The sequence below is a fragment of the Pseudomonas sp. LP_7_YM genome (assembly GCF_004364435.1).
Taxonomy (GTDB): Bacteria; Pseudomonadota; Gammaproteobacteria; order Pseudomonadales; family Pseudomonadaceae; genus Aquipseudomonas.
Genome location: NZ_SOCT01000001.1, coordinates 865,347 through 885,021, shown reverse-complemented (window position 1 = coordinate 885,021; position 19,675 = coordinate 865,347). Strand labels below are relative to the sequence as shown.

General features: G+C 56.7%; 16 protein-coding genes and 1 pseudogene. 5 read left to right on the top strand and 12 right to left on the bottom strand.

The window, feature by feature from the left end; translation table 11 throughout:
• Positions 1–32: 32 nt before the first annotated feature.
• Entirely contained in the window at positions 33–1,190 is a 1,158-nt protein-coding gene (locus tag EC915_RS03970) for a cysteine desulfurase family protein (protein WP_133749197.1), read from the bottom strand.
• A gap of 209 nt (positions 1,191–1,399) precedes the next feature.
• Between EC915_RS03970 and EC915_RS03965 the strand changes: the two genes are divergently transcribed.
• The gene (locus tag EC915_RS03965) at positions 1,400–1,861 is read left to right on the top strand and encodes an Lrp/AsnC family transcriptional regulator (RefSeq protein ID WP_133749196.1); all 462 of its coding nucleotides are present in this window, start codon (positions 1,400–1,402) and stop codon (positions 1,859–1,861) included.
• A gap of 80 nt (positions 1,862–1,941) precedes the next feature.
• Here the strand turns inward: EC915_RS03965 and pcsA are convergent, their stop codons facing one another.
• A complete protein-coding gene (gene pcsA, locus EC915_RS03960) occupies positions 1,942–2,661 on the bottom strand; it encodes a phosphatidylcholine synthase (protein ID WP_133749195.1) in 720 nt (239 codons plus the stop codon).
• Positions 2,662–2,957: 296 nt separating this feature from the next.
• Between pcsA and EC915_RS03955 the strand changes: the two genes are divergently transcribed.
• Positions 2,958–3,287, top strand: a complete 330-nt coding sequence (locus EC915_RS03955; RefSeq protein WP_133749194.1) for a hypothetical protein — start codon at positions 2,958–2,960, stop codon at positions 3,285–3,287.
• Between the two features lie 30 nt (positions 3,288–3,317).
• Here EC915_RS03955 and EC915_RS03950 read toward each other — a convergent pair.
• Both EC915_RS03950 and EC915_RS03945 read right to left on the bottom strand, forming a co-directional pair.
• A pseudogene (locus EC915_RS03950) lies at positions 3,318–5,311 on the bottom strand (U32 family peptidase).
• A gap of 184 nt (positions 5,312–5,495) precedes the next feature.
• Positions 5,496–5,876 carry a RidA family protein gene (locus tag EC915_RS03945; protein WP_133749193.1) on the bottom strand — a complete coding sequence of 127 codons (381 nt, stop codon included), beginning with the start codon at positions 5,874–5,876 and terminating at the stop codon, positions 5,496–5,498.
• A gap of 291 nt (positions 5,877–6,167) precedes the next feature.
• Here EC915_RS03945 and EC915_RS03940 point away from each other — a divergent pair, with 291 nt between their 5' ends.
• Positions 6,168–6,515 (top strand): hypothetical protein, encoded by a 348-nt coding sequence (locus tag EC915_RS03940; RefSeq protein ID WP_133749192.1) that lies wholly within the window; start codon positions 6,168–6,170, stop codon positions 6,513–6,515.
• Between the two features lie 142 nt (positions 6,516–6,657).
• On the opposite strand, the gene EC915_RS03935 is transcribed toward EC915_RS03940, so the two are convergent.
• From EC915_RS03935 to EC915_RS03910, 5 genes are all read right to left on the bottom strand, one after another.
• On the bottom strand, positions 6,658–7,527 hold the full coding sequence (locus tag EC915_RS03935) for an oxaloacetate decarboxylase (protein WP_133749191.1): 870 nt from the start codon (positions 7,525–7,527) through the stop codon (positions 6,658–6,660).
• 276 nt (positions 7,528–7,803) lie between these two features.
• Entirely contained in the window at positions 7,804–9,108 is a 1,305-nt protein-coding gene (locus EC915_RS03930; protein ID WP_133749190.1) for a site-specific integrase, read from the bottom strand.
• Positions 9,109–10,380: 1,272 nt separating this feature from the next.
• On the bottom strand, positions 10,381–11,457 hold the full coding sequence (locus EC915_RS03920) for a DUF4062 domain-containing protein (RefSeq protein WP_133749188.1): 1,077 nt from the start codon (positions 11,455–11,457) through the stop codon (positions 10,381–10,383).
• A gap of 29 nt (positions 11,458–11,486) precedes the next feature.
• Positions 11,487–12,179 carry an ImmA/IrrE family metallo-endopeptidase gene (locus EC915_RS03915; protein ID WP_133749187.1) on the bottom strand — a complete coding sequence of 231 codons (693 nt, stop codon included), beginning with the start codon at positions 12,177–12,179 and terminating at the stop codon, positions 11,487–11,489.
• 268 nt (positions 12,180–12,447) lie between these two features.
• Entirely contained in the window at positions 12,448–13,425 is a 978-nt protein-coding gene (locus tag EC915_RS03910; protein WP_256658647.1) for a LysR family transcriptional regulator, read from the bottom strand.
• A gap of 205 nt (positions 13,426–13,630) precedes the next feature.
• Here EC915_RS03910 and EC915_RS03905 point away from each other — a divergent pair, with 205 nt between their 5' ends.
• Together EC915_RS03905 and EC915_RS03900 are read left to right on the top strand one after the other, a co-directional pair.
• Complete coding sequence (locus tag EC915_RS03905) at positions 13,631–14,509, top strand: MBL fold metallo-hydrolase (protein ID WP_133749186.1); 879 nt, start codon at positions 13,631–13,633, stop codon at positions 14,507–14,509.
• Between the two features lie 20 nt (positions 14,510–14,529).
• Positions 14,530–15,507, top strand: coding sequence for an alpha/beta hydrolase (locus EC915_RS03900; RefSeq protein ID WP_133749185.1), 978 nt, complete (start codon positions 14,530–14,532; stop codon positions 15,505–15,507).
• Between the two features lie 112 nt (positions 15,508–15,619).
• Here EC915_RS03900 and EC915_RS03895 read toward each other — a convergent pair whose 3' ends face one another.
• The 3 genes from EC915_RS03895 to EC915_RS03885 form a co-directional block, all read right to left on the bottom strand.
• The gene (locus EC915_RS03895) at positions 15,620–16,012 is read right to left on the bottom strand and encodes a RidA family protein (protein ID WP_133749184.1); all 393 of its coding nucleotides are present in this window, start codon (positions 16,010–16,012) and stop codon (positions 15,620–15,622) included.
• A gap of 553 nt (positions 16,013–16,565) precedes the next feature.
• Positions 16,566–17,939 carry a DUF1329 domain-containing protein gene (locus tag EC915_RS03890; protein ID WP_133749183.1) on the bottom strand — a complete coding sequence of 458 codons (1,374 nt, stop codon included), beginning with the start codon at positions 17,937–17,939 and terminating at the stop codon, positions 16,566–16,568.
• Between the two features lie 50 nt (positions 17,940–17,989).
• Positions 17,990–19,645 (bottom strand): DUF1302 domain-containing protein, encoded by a 1,656-nt coding sequence (locus tag EC915_RS03885; protein ID WP_133749182.1) that lies wholly within the window; start codon positions 19,643–19,645, stop codon positions 17,990–17,992.
• Positions 19,646–19,675 lie beyond the last annotated feature (30 nt).

The following is a 19,675-nucleotide window of genomic DNA, read 5'->3' as shown; positions in this document are numbered from 1 at the left end:
AAAGCACCGTGGGAAGGCTGCTTTCCCTGCACTCACCAGAACGTGGTGGACGGGCTGTGGAGCCGGGCTGCGATAACCGCAATGGCCGTCTCGATATCCGTCGCCTGGGTGTAACGTCCCAGGCTCAGGCGCAAACTGCTGCCCGCCAGCGCAGGTGTCAATCCCATAGCGAGCAGTACATGGGATGCACCGCTGCTGGCTGAATTGCAGGCGGATGTCGAGGAAACCGCCAGTTCGCTGGACAGGCTCATGGCGTTAAAGCCTGGCTTGTCGACGCAGATGTTCAGCGTATGCGGAACACGCTGTTGCGGATCACCATTAAGAAGCACCCCCGGCAATTGCAGCAGCCCGTCACGCAGTTGATCGGACAGTAAACTGATGCGCTGCACTTCTTCCTCGATTTCTGCCGCCGCTAACGCATAGGCAGCGCCCATGCCAACTATCTGGTGGGTCGCCAGGGTGCCTGAGCGGAAACCCTGCTCATGCCCGCCACCGTGAATCTGCGCGGCGAGCCACGGCCGAGCGCGCTCGCCGACATACAGCGCGCCAATGCCTTTGGGGCCATAGATTTTGTGGGCGGAAAAAGACATCAGGTCCACAGGCAGCGCATTCAGGTCAATGGCGACCTTGCCAGCCCCCTGCGCCGCATCGACATGCAAGAGCGCGCCGTGCTCACGCACCATTTTGCCAATGGCAGCGATGTCGGTGAGCGTACCCAGTTCGTTGTTGACCAGCATCAGCGACACCAGCAACGTGTCGTCCCGCAGCGCTTGGCGTACCGCCTCGGGCTGGATCAAGCCATCACTGTCCGGATCAAGCCAGGTGACCGGAAAACCTGCTTGCTCCAACTGGCGCACGGTGTCGATGACTGCCTTGTGTTCTATACGGCTGGTGATCAGGTGACGGCGTGCGCCCTGTGCGCTCTGCGCGATGCCTTTGATGGCCAGGTTATTGGATTCGGTGGCACCGGAGGTCCAGATCAGCGAGTCTGCCGAGGCGCCCACCAATTCAGCGACCTGCCGCCGCGCCAGCTCTACCGCCTGACGCGCCAGATTGCCATAGGCGTGGGAATTGGAGGCCGGGTTACCGAAGGTGCCTTCGCGGCCAAGACAGGTGACCATCGCCTGAATGACGCGATCATCAACAGGCGTTGTCGCCGCGTAATCCAAGTAACAAGGAAGTGTGCTCATGGGAAGAGAAATCCGCGCTGTCCGTAATGCAGAAAATACTACTAGCGCGCATGTGAAAAAAAATTGATTACTGGACGCTATTTCGTCTGCGTATTAGATTTATTTTCTACAAGGACCTGGATTCCAGGAATATCTTTCCAGCATCCGCTCATATTGGCTTATCGTTATCACCATCAGTCATAACCACCCCTTAAAGACGGCATCCTCAGATGGACAAATTCGATCAGGCGATTCTCGGCATCTTGCAGACCGACTGTACCCGCCCCATTGCAGAAATAGCCGATAGCATCGGGCTTGGCAGCACCGCGTGCTGGCGCCGGGTTCAGAAGCTTGAAGAGCAGGGCATGATTCGCAGCCGAGTGGCGCTGCTGGACCCCGCCCAGTTGAACGTCGCAGTGACGGTATTCGCGGCCATTCGTACCAACCAGCACAACGCCGACTGGCTGGGCCGTTTTCACGAACTGATTGCTACGCTGCCGGAAGTGGTCGAATGCTATCGGATGGCGGGCGATACGGATTACATGTTACGTATCGTCGTACCAGACATTGCCGGCTACGACACGGTGTACAAAAAGCTGATTCAGCTGTCGGGTATTACCGACATGAGTTCGAGTTTCGCCATGGAGCAGATCAAGTCCACTACGCAGCTGCCTTTGGGGTATACGACCTGATGTAACGCGCGCACAGTCAAAGTGTGCGGACACAAAAAAAGCAGCCTCGGCTGCTTTTTTTGTTTTATGAGGCCATCAGTTTAATAACGCGCCTTGTCGATCCACTCAAGCGACGTGCGCCAGATACAGATACCCAGGAAGTACGCTGACATCAACAGCCACAGGGTCAGAACCCACGAGCCGTTGTACGGATGATTGATCACCAGCAGGAAGCTGCACAGGAACCATACGCTGGTGACGGCGATATTGATCGGCATGAAACGGCGCACACGAAACGGATGGAGGAATTTCATCCGGGTCACGGTCAAAAGTGCCAGGCAGATCACCGTAATGAACGTCAGCCACGGCGCAGGGGACAGGATGTAGATACACAACGCCACCACATTCCATGCCGCCGGGAAGCCCTGAAAATAGTTGTCCTTGCTTTTCATTTCGGTATTGCAGAAGCAGAACAGCGACGACACCAGAATGACCGAAATCGTCAGAAGCAGGGTGTAGTCGGGCAGAGGAATGTAGCGGTAAATGAACAGCGCAGGGATGAACACATACGTCAGATAATCGATCACCAGGTCCAGTACCGAGCCGTCGAAATGCGGCAGTACCGATTGCACATTGAGCTTGCGCGCCAGTGAACCGTCCAGCCCATCCACGATCAGGGCAATACCCAGCCACAACAGGCAGGCCTTGGGCTGGTTGTCGAACAGGGCGATGGTGGCGAGAAACGCGAGGACGACGCCAGTGGCCGTGAAACCATGGGCTCCCCATGCTTTGAGCCAGGCGATACGTTGAATTGGAATCATGGACGGTCCTTCTGAAAATAAAGCTGGTCAGATCGATTCACCGCAAGGGTAATCGGGGGCCTGACCAGAGGTGCATCTATCGACCGGTCAGCAGTCGATAAGGTTCACCTGTCACCTTTACAAGGTAGCAGGCGGCGCGGGCTTTGGTGGCTCAATGATGATTTTGCCTGCCTGGTTTTCACGTGCAAGACCTGTCATTGGTCGGCTGTTGGCGAAAGGAGGCATTTTGCTGGCCCCTGAACACTCCCGCTATCGGCAGAATCCGCGCTTGTTCAATACGTTAGCCTTGAAACTTCATGCCGACTATCAAGTTTGTTCTAGCGCTTTTCATCTTTACAGGTTTCGTGGGCTCCGCATTAGCGAGGGATCTTAGCAAGAAAGAGCGCGAGCTATGCACTTGGGGCGCAGGTATTGCCAACACCGCGCAGCAGTACAAACTCTCGGGGCTGACACTCTATGGAGCACGCAAGAAGCTGCAGGCACGGCACTTTCCCCAACAGTGGATGCGCATGAGCGCGTTGGGGATCACAGAACAGACCTATGACAGCCCGTCACGACTGCGACCCGAAGGCGTGAGGCAGGTGTATTACGAAGGATGCACGCGCCACGAACTGGCGCGCCGCTGAGCGCGCCATGACGACGCGCTCGGTAGGGGCTCAGTGTGGAGCGCGGGATATGGTTTTCAGCAAATCGGCCGGGCTGATGTGACCCACCACCGGCACGCTGCCGGGCTGAGGCGAGTTAAGGATGTGGCCTTTCATTTTGCCAATGATGTGCATCTCGCACGGCTTGCAATCGAATTTCAGGGTAAGCACCTCGTCGCCGTGAATCAGCTGCATCGGCGCGACCTTGGTTTTTACTCCTGTAACACCTTTGGCCTGTTTCGGGCACAGGTTGAACGAGAACCGCAGGCAATGCTTGGTAATCATCACCGGCACTTCGCCGGCCTCTTCGTGGGCTTCGTACGCCGCATCGATCAGCTTGACCCCGTGGCGATGGTAGAAGTCGCGAGCTTTCTGGTTGTAGACGTTGGCCAGGAAGGAAAGGTGTGAATCCGGGTAAACCGGCGGCGGGCTGGTTTCAGCTTTGCGCCCGCCCCGTGGATGAGCGGCAACCCGGGCAGCGGTCAGGGCGTCGATGACTTCGCGCCGCACGGCTTTAAGCTGCGAGTTCGGAATGAAATACGCCTGCGGCGCATCCAGTTTGACGTCAGTCGCATGGTACTGGGTGGTGCCCAGTTGACAGAGCAGGTCGCGCAGTTGCTCCAGTGCCTGCTCGGGCTTGTTCGCTACACCGAACGGGCCTTCCATTACCGCGCTGGCGCTGATGCCTTCTTCGCTGATGGCAACCAACTCCAGACGTTCTTCACGCAGCCGAGCCTGCCATGACAGGCCAATCCGGCGCTCGGCAGACGTCTTCTGCAGGGCCTGCTGCCAATTGTGGTCGAGGTTGCGATTGAGCGGATGGCTGGGCGAACCTTATGCAAGTCGGCTGGCATCTCGTTGGGTTCGACGCGATAGCGGTAGCGCTTCTGGCCATCTTCTTCGAACTCGCTTTTGAGTTCGGCAATGTTTGCGCGGAAACCGACGACCTCGCGCTTGATCTGCACGTTGAGGCCGTCACCATTGGTCAGCGGGTCGTGAGTAACCACCTGCAGGTCACGCTTGCCGACTTTCTCCACGACGCCCACCGGCAGTCCGGTGAAGGTAGGCGTGTCGAACGCACCGATGTCGATCTTGCGGTCGGTGACGAAATAGTCAGTGCTGCCGCGGTGGAATGTCTTCTCCGGGTCCGGCAGGAAGAAATGCGCCGTGCGACCACTGGAAGCGCGGGCCAGATCCGGGCGGTCTTCGAGCACATCGTCCAGACGCTGACGATAGTAGGCGGTGATGTTCTTCACATAGCCCATGTCCTTGTAGCGGCCCTCGATCTTGAACGAGCGCACACCAGCTTCGACCAGGGCGCGGATGTTGGCGCTCTGGTTGTTGTCCTTCATCGACAGCAGGTGTTTTTCGAATGCCACCACGCGACCCTGATCGTCTTTCAAGGTGTACGGCAGGCGGCAGGCCTGGGAGCAATCCCCACGGTTGGCGCTACGGCCGTTCTGGGCGTGGGAAATGTTGCACTGACCGGAAAAGGCAACGCACAGCGCGCCATGGATGAAAAACTCGATCGCCGCATCGGTTTCATCGGCGATGGCGCGTATCTCTTGCAGGTTCAGCTCGCGGGCTAGCACCAGTTGCGAGAAGCCGGCCTGATCGAGGAATTTGGCCCGCGCCAGCGTGCGAATGTCGGTCTGGGTGCTGGCATGCAGCTCAATGGGCGGAATATCCAGCTCCATCACGCCCAGGTCCTGGACGATCAGCGCGTCGACGCCGGCGTCATATAACTGATGGATAAGCGCTCGCGCTGGCTCCAGCTCATTGTCGTGGAGGATGGTATTGATGGTGGTAAGCACCCGCGCATGATAGCGATGAGCGAATTCCACCAGATCAGCGATATCGCTCACCTCATTGCTGGCGTTATGACGCGCGCCGAAGCTCGGACCGCCGATATAGATGGCGTCAGCGCCGTGCAAAATAGCCTCGCGAGCGATGGCGACATCGCGGGCAGGGCTGAGCAATTCCAGGTGATGCTTGGGTAGGGACATGTTTTTTTAGTCGGATCGTCACGGTCAAGGCGCGCATTGTAGCGGCGAAACGTCCGAGGGGCATCCGTGGGCTGCCCGATGGCGGCAAACATGCCCTCATTGGCAATGGGTCATTCTTGCATGGGGATAAGCCACCCCATCCCCATAGCTATTGTTCTCGGCAAGAGCAGAGCTGGCTTACGCGTTAGGCCCTGGCCGCCATCGCAGTGACTTCCACGCGCATGCCTTCGACGGCCAGTGCAGCTACGCCAACTGCTGCGCGCACTGGCCAGGGTTTGGCAAAGAAGCGCTGGTACACGTCATTGAAGGCCGCGCGGTCGGCCATGTCGGTCAGGTAGATGGTCAGGTGCATGACCCGGTCCATGGAACTGCCGGCACGTTCCAGTGCGACCTTGAGTGCCTCAAGCGTGCACTCGCTTTGTGCGGTAATGCTGCCCAGTTCGAGGCTGCCATCGGCCCGGGTCGGGACCTGCGTGGACACCGTGATGCCGCCGAAGCTGGCGACGTCGGAAGAAATGGAATCCGCATCGGGATCGGGAATGAAGCTGAGGTCTTGGCTGGACATGGGAATCTCTGTTCTAGAGGACTGGGCGGCGTGCGCGTCAGAGGACGCCGGGGTGAAAGTGCCCATGATAAAGCACAGTGGCGCGCGCGCATCAGTTCCCGCCTCATGCCTTTTGTTCAAAACGGATACCCGGCTGTGGCACTGTGGCGATGCGGTCCTTGATGTAGTCGATCAACACACGCAGTTTCGGTGTGGCATTGCGGCCCGAAGGCCAGAGCATCATAGCGCGCCCGATGCTCGGAATATTCCGCCAGTACTTTTTCCAGCCTGCCTTCGCGTAACGCCTGGACCGTGGGCGATCCCCAGGCCTTCCTGCGTGAAGTGGGCGAGGGCGATGACTATCTGCTCCAAGGCGCTCATGGCGACAAGGTGCCGCTGCAGGTTTTGCCGGTCCCGAACCACTATCTGCGTTTGCCGCCTTCGAATCTTGCGTCCGCCGTGCTGGAATTGGGCGAGCTGTACTACGCGCACGCCCAGGACCTCGAGCGCGGCACTCAGGTTGCGGCCACATTCGATGACGCCGTGCGCCTACGCGGTTATAGCCAATCGCTTACACACGGTTCAGCAAACCGACCATATACATGCCAACGGCAAAACCTTAAATTGGATCCATCAACTGAAGCACAGGAAGTGCTTTAGAGATCACGGATGATCTACCATTCGCCAGGAGGCTACTGACAGGATGTTGGAATGGTCTTGATGGAAAAGAACCCGCTTCGGCGGGTTTTTTATGGTCTGCCATTTACCCGTAGCGTTCGCCGGGCAGCTCAGAGCAGACGGGTCACTCCTTGACGTCCATGAACTCTTTTGCCCAGGCCACATAGCTTTCCGGCAACGTATAGGTGTGGGTCAGCTCAGTCGCACTCAGGTTATCCGTACTGTGCGTCACTTTACGCTGAGCGCGCAGACTGTCGTATGTAGCCTTGATAGACGCAAAGTAAGCGGCGTGACCCGCAACGATGACGCGCACGCCGAGTTTCGCCAGGCGCTGACTGTCATTGAGCTTGGGGTTGCCGTAAGTCACCAGCATCAACGGTACGCTGAGCTTTTCGGAAATCTGCTCGAGGTGATCGAAATCCTTGATTCCGACCATGCAGATACCGTCTGCGCCCGCTTTTTCATAGGCCTGGGTACGCTCGATGATGTCTTCCACGGGCAACACACCAGCGTTGGTACGGGCGATGATCGACAGCTCGGAATCGACACGGGCTTCCAGCGCAGCCTTGACCTTGCCGATGCCTTCTTCAATGCTGATCAGGTCCGTGGATTTGCGACCGAACTGAGCCGGCAACAGCGTATCTTCGATGGTCAGCGCAGCAACACCGGCGCGCTCCAGTTCCTCAACGGTACGCATGACATTAAGCGCATTACCGTAACCATGGTCGGCGTCAGCGATGAAGGGAAGTTGTGCGACGCGGCCAATACGCGTGGCCTGTTCAACAAACTCGCTCAGGGTAATCAAGGCGAAGTCCGGGGCTGCCAGAACCTGCAGCGATGCAACCGAGCCTCCAAGAATGCCGACTTCGAATCCAAGGTCCGCCGCGATGCGCGCCGACATGGGGTCAAATACGGAGGCGGTTTCGACGCAGGCGTTGGAAGCCAGCAGCTCACGGAAATTGCGGCGCAGCGCGAAATGCGAAATTCTGGACATAGCGTTTCCTGGTTCTGGCCATCATCGGTGATAACGATCTACGCCAATTCAAAATGAGCGGCGAGACTAACATGCAGAAAATCCGCAGGTTATGTCGTTTGGGCATGGGCTATGCACAAGATACATACCTGCAGCGTGGTGCAAAAGCCCGTTGGCCGGACCGAGGCTCCGATCAGGCCCACTGCGCGGGGCAGCGCCTGACCACCAGGGTCAGGCTACGATCAACACAGCCTTTTCAAGCTAAATAAAAAGTTAACTTCACCTGCTTCGATCAGATCAAGTGCGCTCTTTCATCGGCAAACGCTTGATCGAATAGGCGCGTTTTTCGTCCTCAGAGTTGTAGTACACGTTTTGCGTAGTGCTCAAGCTGTTATGCCTCAAGTCGACCTGCAGGTCCTTCATGTCTCTGTAGGGCGCGTCAAAGGTCGCCGAGGTGTGTCGCAGCCAATGCAGTGATGCGGCGCGCAAACGACCGACATCTTCGTCCGGCCAATTCTCGGCCTGCATACGCTCCAGAGCGCGATCGAAAACCTCCTGCAGCAAAAGCCTGATATGCCGGTCGGACAACCCGGCACGGCCACGCTGAGTAGCGATAAGCGGCGTGGTTTCCCTGAACCCGGGCAGAGGAGAAAGCCCCTGGTGCAGGCGCCAACGCTTCAGGTAATTCTCGACATAGTCATCCCGGACACTGATCTTCCCGGCCTTGTTGCCTTTGCCCACCACGTGATACCACCAGTTACCGGCGCCGTCCTTGCGCATATCGCCCATGCTCGGCGTCCAGTTTTCCCGACCCACCAGATCGGAAACGCGCAGGTACATGGCGAAAATCGTTGCGACAATGAACAATGTGCGCTCGTACTTGGCATTCTGCGCCGCCAACAATTCGGCAGTCTCCAGCACGAAGTCCCATTGCAGCGACGTCAGGATTCGTGTGTCATGATCGCCCGTGGTGCGCTGTTTGTATTTGCTCTTCTGTTTCACCGCCCTGAACGGGTTGTGCTCGCAGAAGCCCTCATCGATTGCGTGCTGAAAAAAACTGCCACATACCGCGAAAATCTGGGCGATCGAACCTTGGGCCGGCTTGTAGTGTTCCTGAAGGAGAGGGCGGTTCTCTTCCTTTGCCCGTTTCCGCTCTTCCTTGGAGGCGGACTGACTGAAAGGCTTCCAATCACTGTTCAATACACAACTGTCGCTCGCCAGTTTCTTGCGACCACCAATGCGCAGAAAACGGGATTTGACGACAGGGCCGATCCAAGAAGGATCGGGTGCCAGGCAGAACTCAAGGAAATCCTCGGCATGGGTTCGGCGCATGTCCAGCAGGGGAACGTTCGATTTGAGCAGGGTCCACAGCAGAAGACGCTCAACGTGTGTGCGGTAGGAATTGAACGTAGATTCATTGCCCGCATAGGATTTCAAAAAGCTGCGGACCGCGCGATAGCTTTCTGCGGCCTGAAGTGCAGTGGGAAACTGTTCAAGGTACTCCCTGATCGCAGGCAGCTCGCTTTTCAGAGAACTGAAGTTCAACTCCACGAATCGGGCATAGGTTTCGAATAAAGGGTGCGGTGTCGAAGGCGCTGACATAGGATCGGTTGCTGATGGCCGGGAATGGCGAGGATGATCCTACGGCAGACGACTTGATGCAATATCCGGGTCTGACAGTTATCGGATATTACAAATCTGCGTCTCAGGCCTCCAGGCCTGTAAACCCTATGTTTTAGCCATATGCCCCAACCAATGTATCCAGATCTGGATGCCATCCTGCCTTACCGGGAATCCTGAAAAAGGTGAGGTCAGATTCCTTTCATGCACTTCCTGACATCATCGTCGATGACGTTCCCTGGCTTGATACAGGCCCTCAACGGCTTCTCATCCTGCAGCGCTTCGAACTCGGCTCGATGCCGATCACGACAGTGTTTGCTCATCGCTTTGCCGAACGGCGACGCATCGCCTTTGTATGCTTCACACAGAGACGCGTCAGCGAGCTTTTGGATCTGGATGGCCATTGGCAGCGTTACAGGATCCGCAGCCGACGAACTGAAGCTGATTATGGGCAACAGCAATGCGATAACGTGTTTCATCATTCGTCCTTGAGAGTGTGAACAGCTCGGGCAGTGACTGGCACTTGGGCAAATGCGGATGGATTGTCGCCTGAGTGTATGTGGTGGTGGATTTGGTTGACCTGACGCGGAGATATGTTTTCATGCATGCAGCGTCGACGCAGTCCGCAGCATGGGTGAACACGTGATTGATTTGAAGCCCGATAACGGTGAAAGGTGTCGGGATTAGATTGGATAACCGTGGTTCAGATGCTCTCAAAGTCACCCCCATGGCGTCGGTGCAAATATGCGTTGTTACGTATAATGTATATTATGTTAAATTATGTATTACGTTATGTCTAATGTCACTAAACTCCGCTCACGTTTTCATAAAACCCCGTTGTGACCCCCACTGCTTAATCGGAATCATGGGATCATGATTAATGGGATGTTTTGTTTTGATCGTGAAATCGATCAGCTCGCCCTTGGATATTTTGCACCGATAGACCTCTTATGCTCTGCGAATTGGGATGAAAGGCTGTTTGCAGCCTGGTGTCTAATTGGCTCGACTGAACGAGAACTTGCAAAGACGCTGGTCGCTGAAGGTGTGCATAATTTTTGGCCCGAGACGCGCTTCTGTGACCGCGGCTGGGAAGCTCAAGTCCAAGCGAGATTTGCCTGTTTGTCCACGCTTCAGCCTAGTCATATTGAATTCGAATATGGCAGCGTTTTCGGACTACCCGCCAGGGATCCCCTTCAGTTCGCACCATAGGGTTAAGCTGCAGCTAGCACAGGTGCTCAGGAGTGCACTCAGCGGTCAGCCAGCGAGCTTACGCCCCATCCTGAAAAACACGTCATCAAGCCAGCGGTTATAAGCCGCCTGCGACGCTGGGATGAGCAACTGCCTTTCGACAATCTGCTCCTCTTGGCGATGCGGCATCGAGAGACTGCTCGATGCGACGGTTGGCGGCTCTTGGAAAAGCTTGTAGGAGATGTCTGTCAGGGAAAGCTGGAACCACCCTCCTCGGCCATGTGTGATCAGTCCGAATGCAGCCTCGGCTGTGTTTCGGACTCGGCTAGGCGATATGTAATGGCCGGCGAACGGATCATGGCTGGATCGGTCGGTAGTAAGCGCCACAGAAAACCAAGCCATCCCGGAATCATGGTGACGCCACGCCACATTGCCCGCATTGATGCCGGTTAAATCGCCCTGATCGAAATCCTTGTACCCGTCCTTTAGGGAGCTCAGCCCTGCTTGGCACAGCTTGAGGAAGAACGTTTCGTGTTCGGAGTGCACCTGGCGCAGAGTCCCGGAAAGTTCTGGCTGAGGTACGAAGGCAATCTCCACCCGAGTATCGCGACTCCCATTATTCCAATGCCTCTGGCCATGACCTTGGCCCTGCTGAAGGCGCTCTACAAACTCCTGCTCTGAAATCGCGGCACGCGTCACGTTGAGCTGATGCAGCGCCTGAACGATTGCGTCTGACAGCTCGTGCTCGTTGCGAAACGTCGCTCGGAACAGCCCATCGACATAGTCCGACACCTCCCATCTGAACGCTTCCTGCGGCCCCTCGACCGGAACGTCCTGAAGGAAGGCAAGCACCCTCTTCCCACCTGCCTTCGCACGACGAAATTCCTGCTGGGTCACAGACTCCCCGCTTGGAGTTTTGAAGCCAAAATCAGCCCCCAAGATCACGATCACCACGTCAGCCTGGTCGACCTCGGTCATGCATGCGATCTCCGACGAATCAGGACGAGCCCCGAAATCCTCGCACATGATGGCCTGATGCTGGAGCAGCCCTACGGCTTTGCGGGCAGAGGCTCGATACGCCTCGAAGCCACGTATTACGGAACTGATAAAAACCTTCACAAATGAACCCTCATACAGCTTTATCCGAGCTTAGGTATTTGCGATGGGCCGCCTTAGGGCCAGCGCACCAAATTCAGCTCCTTGATCCGGATCGCCATGGCTGAGTCCGATACGCCGAACTGCTGCGCCAGTGACACCAGGTGCTTGTTGTTGAACTGCGTGCACCGCGCCAGCGCCAACTCGCGCTCGCCGGAGTCTTTCGGCGCGTAGAGCAACCGATCAGGGTTGAGGGGATCAAGGTGGTAGGCAATGACGTCGCTGAAGCGCATTTGATCGCTGCAGCAGAACATGAATTCGAACCTTTCTCTCACCAGTTTATGAGGCATGAGGAAACAGGCTGCAAACCGATCCGCCTGCCGCTCCGCGAGTGGCCGAGGTGCCTGCAGTGGGCTGCCGTCAAGCGCGCGGTCGCGGTGCATGACGGTGTCTTCGTGGAGCACGAGATGACCTATTTCGTGGGCTCCAGTGAAGAGCTGGACTTTGTCACCAAACTCGGTAGCCACGGCGATCTTGTTCGATTGACGATCGATCAGGCCCGCTATGCGAGTGCCCGTGTTGTGCCGGTTGAACTGTGTGTCCCCCAAGGTGGGATACACATGAAAGTCGTAGCCGCAAACCAAGGCGGCGATCCGAGGGCTACGCATCATCATGGGGTGGGTATCTTGGTCAGGCCAGAGATACCGACGGTCACGGTAAATCTGCATGAGCAGGTCGGTCGCTGCTTTCTCGATTTGGGCTTCATTCATGGCAAAACACCACATCTAGGCTCTAGATCACAATTTAGCCCAATATGTAGTGATTTAGATACGCGTAGACCCCAACATGTAGTATTTGCCGATGAATGGTAGGCTTGAGCTTGTTCCCCACTTAAGCTCTCTCAGGCCCTACCAATAGCCACGCGATTTCCAGAACTACGATCTGGCAGAGGAGGAAATCACCCCTGGCAGTCGAGGGGGTGAACTGCGCTGTAGGTGTGTCCTGTTGGGCTGCAATCCTCCCAAAATCTTTAGCTGGTTATCGGTGAGGGGCAAACAGTTCCTGAGTCCACTGCATGAATGCTCGCACTTTGGACGCTATATGACGGTTTTCGGAAAGCGCGATGTGCACCGGGATCTGCTCGCCCTCCCAGTCAGGAAAGACCTCCACCAGTGCGCCCGAATGAAGATGGGCTTTCACCAAGAACGAATAAGTCGTCAGTATGCCTAACCCTGCTAATCCCGCCGTCAGCGCGGCGGTTGAATCGTTAAGCGAAATCTGGTGGCTACCACTCAATGTACGTATTTCCCCCCTTCGCTTCAAATCATGGGAGAAGGCACGGGCCGATTGAGGCGACACCAACTGAACTAACGTATGCCCATGCTCTAGCTCAATCGGATGATTAGGGATTCCGTGCTTCACGAGATACCCTGGTGCTGCGCAGGTGGTCATGCCCAGGAATCCCAACGGCCTCGCAATCAGCGAGTCATTCATCAGGGGGCCAACTCTGATTACGCAATCCACGCTCTCAGCAATCAAATCTGCGGTGCGGTTACCTACCTGTATATCCAGTTGGATATCTGGATATAGCTCGAAAAAAGAGCCCAGCGCAGGCACAACCAGGTTGTAAGCCACCGCCCCGGGCATTCCGACTTTGACTTTGCCACGCGGTGCCTGAGTCGCCTCCGCGACGCTGGACTCAAGACTGTTAACCTGATCCAGCAGTTTCAAGGCGCCCTGATAGTAATGCGACCCCGCCTCGGTGAGCGACAGTCGCCTAGAGGTGCGATGCAGAAGCTTTACTCCCAGTAGTTTTTCCAATGCCTGGATTTTCCGGGTGACGGCAGACTTTGGCGCGTTCAGCAAATCGGCAGCACGGGTGAACGTCCCAGCGTCCACTACCCGTACGAAAACCCGCATTGCATCAAGTTTGTCCACCACCATCCCCCCGAGCGCCAAACCGCTAAATGTCCGCCGTCGTTGCGAATATTGCAACCATGCGTTTGCGTTGGCCATCTTGGGCAGCTCCCAGGCTGACGCCATAATTCGCTCACGCCTTGACCATGAACGAGACATCTCACTGGAAGACGTAACATCGTGGGAAAGCAATTCCAGAACTTAAGGAGTTAGCTGTTCCGAAGCGTTGCGCCGTCATTGGTCAAAACTTAAAAGTGTCGATAGCTGTACCGGCGCCTCCTCCCCACCACGCTGGAAGAATTTAATGTCCGCTCTTCATCAATATCAAATAGGCGAGGCCACAGTGACCCGCATCACTGAGCAAATCTTGGCCGTACCTTCCAACTATCTGTATCCAGAGTGGAGCGCTGAAGCCGGCAAGCAACACGCCAACTGGCTTGGTGCGGATCACATTTCAGACGATCACCAGACACTAGCTCTGAGTGTTCACGCCTGGCTGATACAGATCGCAGGCAAGGTAATATTGATCGACACCGCGTCCGGCAATGCCAAGCAGCGCCCGCTCAATCCAGTCTTCCACGAGCTGAACTCCCCTTGGATGGACAACCTGCGAGCGGCAGGGGTGACACCTGAGCAAGTGGACTACGTGGTGATCACTCACCTGCACGTCGATCACGTGGGATGGAACACCGTTCAGCGCAACGGGAAGTGGGTACCGACCTTCCCTAACGCGACTTATCTCTTTTCACGTGCTGAGTACGACTTCTATTCCGACCCCGCCAATGTCGAGGATCCAAGCGTTGGCGTATTCGAAGATAGCGTTCAGCCCATCGTAGAGGCGGGTCTGGTGCGCTGGATCGAAACAGAAGCAAAGGGATTGATTCCAGGGCTTGGCTTTCATATGACAAAGGGCCATAGCCACGCCCACTACTCCTTCAGCCTAGCGTCTGGGGATGCACTGGCGCTTTTCACCGGCGACGTCATGCATCACCCCATCCAGGTGAAAACTCCGCAGTGGAACTCGGTGTTTTGTGAGTTCGGGGCAGATGCCCAGCGCTCGCGCCTGTGGGCCCTTAATTACGCCGCTGACCGCGATGCCTTGTTCTTCACTAGCCATTTCGCCGGCTCGTCCGTAGGCCGTGTGCGCCGCCTCGATAACCAATTTGAGTGGATAGCCCAGTAGGGGCTCCCAGGAGATTTTTCATGACTTCCAACACCAACATTCATAGCCAAAGTTTGATGATCCCAAGCGACACTGCCGGCATAAACCTGCATGTGCGCAACAAGCGGCCGCAAGGGATGGAGCGATCGGATGCCGCGCATACCATCGTGATGATGCACGGGGCGACCTATTCATCAACTAGCCTCTACGACACACGTATTGAGGGCTACAGCTTTCTCGATTACTTGGCTGCGGCGGGCTTCAACGTCTACGCAGTGGATGTGCGCGGCTATGGCGAATCGACCCGCCCGTTAGAAATGGGTCAGCCCGCTGCTGACAACCCCCCGCTGGTACGAACTGAGACCGCCATTAGAGACTTCGGCACCGCTGTCGAATACGCCATACGCGCCAACGACGTTGAGCAGGTGAACATTATCGGCATGTCGTGGGGCGGAACCGTTACGGGCGCCTATACCGTCCGCAACGCAAGCAAGGTGCGCAAACTTGGCTTGATCGCACCTCAATGGCTGAGTGATTTGCCGATACCTCTGGACGCTGGCGGTCAGTTGCATGCCCACCGAGTGGTGAACGCGAGTGCCGCGAGAACACGCTGGATAGGCGCTGCGCCTGAAGAAAAACGTGAGACGCTGATTCCTGACGGCGGCTTCGAAGCTTGGCTCGAAAACACTGTCGCTTCAGAGCCGGACAAGACACTTCGCGCCGAACAGTCTTTTGTAGCAAGCAATGGCCCCATTGCAGACGTTCGAGAATACTGGTCGGCAGGCAAGCCGCTTTATGAACCCGCCGAGATTGAGGTGCCTCTTTTGTTGGTACTGGGCGAGTGGGACATCGACGTACCACCAGAGGCAGGAATGAAGTATTTCAAACGCGCGGTGAAGGCGCCGTTCAAGCGTCTCGTGACCCTAAGCGAGGCCACTCACATGCTGGTGTTAGAGAAGAACCGCGAGCAGGCTTTTAGAGAGCTATCGGTGTTCATTGCAGCGGAGGTTGACCGCTAATAAATCAGCGCTTTCAGACATCATCGAATGAGGGCGAGTGAGATTTCAGATCTACTGCCGCATAGATGGACCCCCATCTATGATTTACATGTTCACTTGCCTATCTGAAAAATTATCGCTGCACGGCGATGCATTTGATCTCCACGAGGAGCCCCGGTCGGGCCAGTTCACCGACACCTATGCATGTCCATGCACAAGTGCTCCTAGGAAAGACTTCATCCTTCACTTGTCTAAAGATTGGCATGTGGCGTTGCATATCGACGTGATAAGTCGTCATTTCGACGACATCCTCAAATTCGCAGCCACCGGCTGCCAAGACAAGCCGCACATTCTCCCACGCTGCCAAAAACTGCTGTTCAGGATCTTCGATAACTGATAATTCCGGCGTCCTGCCTACCTGACCAGCGCAGTAGAGAGTTTTTCCTACCTTTACAGCTGGCGCATAACCAGCATGATCGCAAAGCAATTGCATGCCGTCTGGAACGATGATCTGACGATCAGTCATGGTTGTGGAGCCCAAAATATAAACGGATACGAAACCTAACCCAGGTGCCAGAGCTCCGTCCACTCGGGTCACTCCTCATTAAGCAATCAAACCCGGCACGCCTGTTAGGCGGACGCTCCAAGTGCGTGGCTTCTTTCATTCGTTATAGTCCCCGACAAGCCTCTCACATCCCCTGAGTCAGAGCCGAACCTGACCGCTGGCCGGCAATCCGCGATATCCGCCCAGGACGTACATGTCCTGGGTCGTGGCCATCAGCGTCAGTAAGTCCTTCGGCGCTATGGGCATTGCCGCGAGCTTCATTATGTCGGCCCAGGGTTTGCTGTTTACATAAGCGCTCGACGATAACCTCATGGGCGGGAGTTGATTCGAAGTCATGGTTGAGAGCACCACCGCAATACCTTCCTCCTGCGCCAGAGCGATGATCAGGATGTGCAGAGCCCGTCGGTGAAAGACGGCGGCGCATACAGCCTAAGCTCCGCCGTCACGACAATAGACTCTGCGCTTTGCTACCAGAGCTGTTCCTACCAGAGCTGTTCCGCTTCCCTGAAGAGAGTTAGCGCTGGGTTTCCTGGGAAACGATCGCCTCGGCGTTCATTTGCAGCTCCGAGCGCGGTGTGCTGAAGAACTTGTAGCCGCCTTTGAGCCCGTCGTTAACCAACGCCCACATGCCCTTGTTGAAGTCATAGCTGACGTTTTTCACGTTGTACGGCAGGTCCTTGTCGTACAGCTGCACGCCGCTGAGAAACAGGGAGCGGTACAGCGCGCCACTGGCATCCCAGGCGTCATACAGGCCAATGCCGAAAGTGTCTTCGTCCAGGTAGTAAGTGCGCTTGCTGTACACGTGGCGCATGCCCGGCTTGAGGGTGGCTTCCACTACCCAGACCCGGTGCAGCTCCCAGCGCTCGCAGGCCGGGTTGGCGTGATGCGCCAGAAATTGGTCTTCCTGCTTGCAGTCGAAGTAAAACTTGTAGGCGTTGTAGGGAAGGTACATTTCCTTGCGGCCTACCAGCTTGTAGTCGAAGCGGTCCTGGGCGCCGGAGAACATCTGCAATTCATCGAACAGGTTGACCCCGCCCTGGTTGGAGACCGGCGTGTCGTAGCCGAACTCGGGCGCCAGTTTGATGCGCCGCTGGCCAGGTGTATAGCTCCAGGCACGGCGAGGCTTGGCGATCGGATCGAGGTAATCGTCCAGCACAATCAGCTGGCCGGCACTGCGCGCGGGGTATTTATCCAGGGCGTACACCCGGGCATACATCTCCGGATCCCGGTCGGCCTGCTTGACCTGATAGAAAGGCTGCTCTTCGAAGGTGCGTTGCTCGGCCGTCTTGGTGACCGACCCGTTGGCATCGATGACCCAGCTGTTGGACGACGAAGTCGTTGAATAACCGGGGCCGATCTTGTAGCGCAACTGCTGGTTCCACATCACTTCGTTGCCGTTTTTCGGAATCGGGAATGGCAGCCCTCCCCTGCAGACTGGATCGACAGCCAGCCCATTGTTGCGCGTCGTACATCCGCTGGCATTGCGTACCGTGGCGTCGAGAACTTCTTTGGGGTACGCCGTTGTGCGATGGCTTGGGTAGATGTCCAGGTAGTAGTCCGGGTATTTCTTAAGCAGCGTCTTTTGCCCTTCGCTGAGTTTGTCGGCGTATTTGTCGACATTCTTGCCGTCGATGCGCAGCAGCGGTTTTTCCTCTTTGAAGGGGTCGACCCAGAACCCGCTGTCCGCAGTGAAGCCTGCAGGTGATTTGTGCAGGCCACCGTCATAGGCCGGGATCGAGCCATCGGCATTGCCCGCCTGTATGGCGCCGAAGAGCGTCAGATCCTTGCCCAGCGCGGAAGCCTCCTGAGCAGTCACGGCGGCGCTGCCCGGCAATGTATAGCCTACGAATGCGAGACCGATGACGAATGTTGAAAGTGAGTGGCGCATAGGCGTTTCTCCTGAAGGGTTATTGTTGGTCAGGTGAAGTGTCGGGGGGTCTAAAAAGAGGTCTTGAAGGTGAACGCCAGCCAGCCGCGATCCGTGCCGCCCACGCCACCATTGCCCCCTACGGTATTGCTAGCCAGGGTTTTCGATTGCGCGGTGGTATCTGCGTAACGCAGGCCGAATTCATACCGTTGTGCGTAGGTCGCCTTGAGTCCGGCGGACCACAACAACGCCCCCTCGTTACCACCACCGGCCACTGCGGCGTTGCCATGCAAGCCGTAATTGAGGGTGATCGGAACGTCCAGATCCCAGGACGGAAACACCGACAGATAGCTGGGCGTGAAATTGAGCGCGACGCCGTAGTAATCGCGCGTCGAGCAGCCGTCCGAGACGCCCCCGGAGCCAGCAACACCGGTCCGTTGATCGACACAGCCGGGGTGGCCTTCGCCGTTGTAGAGTTCCTTGTGCTCAGTGATGCGCTCCAGATGGCTGTAGGCGAATTCACCCACTACCGTCGCGTTCTCTGCGAGAAAGCTGCGCGGCATCATGTAAACGCCATTGATGATGAAGTGCAGGCTGTCGCCACGTGGCCCTTCGTCGTCGGTAGGGTCAACGCCCGTGGCATTCAACGCGCCGTTCATGCGGTATGAAAGATCACTGCCCACGGCGACGGAATTGATCACCCTGGAGAAACTCAAACCGGCCAGTTTCACACTACGCGGATAGACCAGCAGATAGTCGCCCTGCGCCAGGCGCAGCTCTGGCGCCAGCCATGGCTGGTAATCGTCGAACTGGCGATAGTAGGCGCCAAAGTTGGATTCCAGGGATTCGACATTCAGCTTCGCCATGACACCCCAGTTGGCGCCGTCGCGACCGAACTTCGACGACGCATGATTGAGGTACTGCCCATCCCCTAGCGGTAGCCGATCCGTGCCCTCGAAAAACGGGTCGGCGGGCGCGAAATAGGTTCCGCCATAGGGCAAGCGGGTGTTGTCCCACTCATAAAAATACTGCGCCGCCAGCGTCAGCGAGTCGGTGACCTGGGCCCTGGCGGAGATCTGCCCAACCGGCAGAAAAACTTCCTTGATCTCGATGCCGGGACTGGTCACCGCCTTCACCCCATCGGTCGGTGCCTGTGAATAGGAAATGGCATGCGCTGCAAATAACAACCCCTCCCCCCAATAGTTGGTTTGCCGCCCGACCTTGACGTTGACCAGGGCACCGGCCAGGGAAAAGTTCTTCCAGACGAACGCGTCAAGCAACTCCGCCGAAGGACCGTTGACGTACCGGCTGACCTGGGAGCTGTAGTGGTCGTTCTTGTAGCTGGTGCCGTAGGCCGGGTTGCTCGGCTCGACGTCATGATCGTGGTACGCCTGGTCATACCAGCCTGCGCCACTGACGCGTGCGCCCCAGTCGTTGAGGTAAGAGAAATCCACCTCGCTGAGCACATCCACGCGATTGGTCACCACGTCACCCTTGTCGAACTTGCCGTCGGATTCGTCATAGTTCGGGTTGTTCATGATCCGGCTGTCCTGCTTCTCGGCACGCACCCCCAGCGTGTAGCGCACCGTGTTGTCCCAGCGCAGCTGATAATCGGGGTTAGCCAGGTCGATGGAGTCGGCGCGCACCGTTCCTCCGGCCCCCAGCATCAGTAGCGTAATAGCGCTACGGGTCACCACCCTGCGGTCAAATCTGGTTATGTCTTTCATCGTTTTACCTTTTATTTTTATTATTGATGG

Coding starts and splice junctions, on each gene's coding strand:
- EC915_RS03970 (WP_133749197.1), bottom strand. CDS start 1,190: ATGAGCACACTTCCTTGTTACTTGGATTACGCGGCGACAACGCCTGTT.
- EC915_RS03910 (WP_256658647.1), bottom strand. CDS start 13,425: ATGGCCAACGCAAACGCATGGTTGCAATATTCGCAACGACGGCGGACA.
- EC915_RS03915 (WP_133749187.1), bottom strand. CDS start 12,179: ATGAATGAAGCCCAAATCGAGAAAGCAGCGACCGACCTGCTCATGCAG.
- EC915_RS03905 (WP_133749186.1), top strand. CDS start 13,631: ATGTCCGCTCTTCATCAATATCAAATAGGCGAGGCCACAGTGACCCGC.
- EC915_RS03900 (WP_133749185.1), top strand. CDS start 14,530: ATGACTTCCAACACCAACATTCATAGCCAAAGTTTGATGATCCCAAGC.
- pcsA (WP_133749195.1), bottom strand. CDS start 2,661: ATGATTCCAATTCAACGTATCGCCTGGCTCAAAGCATGGGGAGCCCAT.
- EC915_RS03955 (WP_133749194.1), top strand. CDS start 2,958: ATGCCGACTATCAAGTTTGTTCTAGCGCTTTTCATCTTTACAGGTTTC.
- EC915_RS03930 (WP_133749190.1), bottom strand. CDS start 9,108: ATGTCAGCGCCTTCGACACCGCACCCTTTATTCGAAACCTATGCCCGA.
- EC915_RS03935 (WP_133749191.1), bottom strand. CDS start 7,527: ATGTCCAGAATTTCGCATTTCGCGCTGCGCCGCAATTTCCGTGAGCTG.
- EC915_RS03965 (WP_133749196.1), top strand. CDS start 1,400: ATGGACAAATTCGATCAGGCGATTCTCGGCATCTTGCAGACCGACTGT.
- EC915_RS03945 (WP_133749193.1), bottom strand. CDS start 5,876: ATGTCCAGCCAAGACCTCAGCTTCATTCCCGATCCCGATGCGGATTCC.
- EC915_RS03890 (WP_133749183.1), bottom strand. CDS start 17,939: ATGCGCCACTCACTTTCAACATTCGTCATCGGTCTCGCATTCGTAGGC.
- EC915_RS03885 (WP_133749182.1), bottom strand. CDS start 19,645: ATGAAAGACATAACCAGATTTGACCGCAGGGTGGTGACCCGTAGCGCT.
- EC915_RS03895 (WP_133749184.1), bottom strand. CDS start 16,012: ATGACTGATCGTCAGATCATCGTTCCAGACGGCATGCAATTGCTTTGC.